Below are 1,209 nucleotides of genomic sequence, written 5' to 3'. Positions count from 1 at the left end.
GGCGGCGACGGTGCTGCTGCCCGGCTGACGCCGGGCGCAGCACGCCACAATCAGTGCACCACGCCGGGTTCCGCCGGCGGCGGCTCGGCAGGGGCCGGCTGGGGCGCTGCCGCCGCGGCCGCGGCGGCGGGCATGCGGTCCAGCATGTCGCGGAAATGCCGCAGCGAGGCGAGGTGCAGGAAGGTGCACTCCAGCTCGTCCTTGCTCATCATGTCAGCCAGGACATCGGCCGGCAGCGCCTTCAGCTTCTGACGGTCCACCGCCATGAAGCCGGCGATCGAGCGTTGCTCCCCACTGGCCAGGGTGAACTGCGCCTGCATCGGCTGGAGCAGGTTCAGCTCCTTCAGCCGGTCGCAATAGGCGCGGGTGCGGCGGATGCGCGCCTGGTAGTCCTGCAGGAAGGCCAGCACGCCCTGCAGGTACTGGGTCTGCTGGCCATCGGCGTCGAACAGCCGCTCGCCGCGGCCGTCCTGGTTGCAGCCCGCGAAGCTCTCGTCGATGTTCAGCGTGAAGGTCGTGCCCGCCTCGTCCTGCGAGAAGACGAAGGGATAGCGGCGCACGAAGGCCGGCACGTAACGGCCGAGCCACTTGCCCGCGCCGTCCACATAGAGGTTCTCGTTAGGGCGGGCGCCCAGGATCGCCGCCGGGAACACCGAATCCCCGCTCGCCGCGAAGACCACCGGGTACTCGGCCGAGGCCGGGTCGAACTCCACCGCCGTCAGCGGCACGGAGTTGACGCCGGCGGCGAAGGCGAAGCTGTCCCCGGACTTCACGGACCAGTTGCCGTGCCGCTGCGCACTGACCGGCACGACGCTCCGGTAGAAGAGCTGCTGAGTGGTCATCTCGGTCCCCTGGTTCCACGCGGCCCGCATGGCGGCCGCGGCTGCTTCCGAGCGGGCAGATGAGCCGCCCGGCCGGTCGCGCGCAAGCGGGCATGCCTAGACGCGCAACAAGCCTGACGCAGCTTGACCGCTCCGCGCATGTCTCTTACGCGCCGACTGGCAGGATTGCAGGAGCTTGGCGATGCAGGACGCTCGCGGCGCGCGTGCGCATGACGGCGGCGCCTTCACCATGAGCCTGGCCCTGCCGCGCGTGGCCTTCGGCCCGGGCGCGATCGCCCGACTGCCGGACGAGGCGGCCAGGCTCGGCCTGCGCCGGGCCCTGGTGGTGGCGACCGCGCCGCAGGCCGCACTGGCGGCGCGGGTCGCG

2 protein-coding genes are annotated in these 1,209 nt (G+C 71.9%); one reads left to right on the top strand and one right to left on the bottom strand.

Going from position 1 to position 1,209, the window contains the following annotated elements; translation table 11 throughout:
- Positions 1–50 precede the first annotated feature (50 nt).
- The gene (locus OZN99_RS32015) at positions 51–842 is read right to left on the bottom strand and encodes a SapC family protein (protein WP_270939223.1); all 792 of its coding nucleotides are present in this window, start codon (positions 840–842) and stop codon (positions 51–53) included.
- 181 nt (positions 843–1,023) lie between these two features.
- On the opposite strand from OZN99_RS32015, the gene OZN99_RS32010 reads away from it, so the two are divergent.
- On the top strand, positions 1,024–1,209 hold a 186-nt coding region (locus OZN99_RS32010; RefSeq protein WP_456299925.1), incomplete at its 3' end, for a hypothetical protein.

This window comes from Falsiroseomonas oryzae (assembly GCF_027856955.1).
GTDB classification, from domain to species: Bacteria; Pseudomonadota; Alphaproteobacteria; order Acetobacterales; family Acetobacteraceae; genus Falsiroseomonas; species Falsiroseomonas oryzae.
The sequence above is the reverse complement of the archived record's forward strand: the minus strand, read 5'-3'. Positions and strand labels throughout refer to the sequence as shown.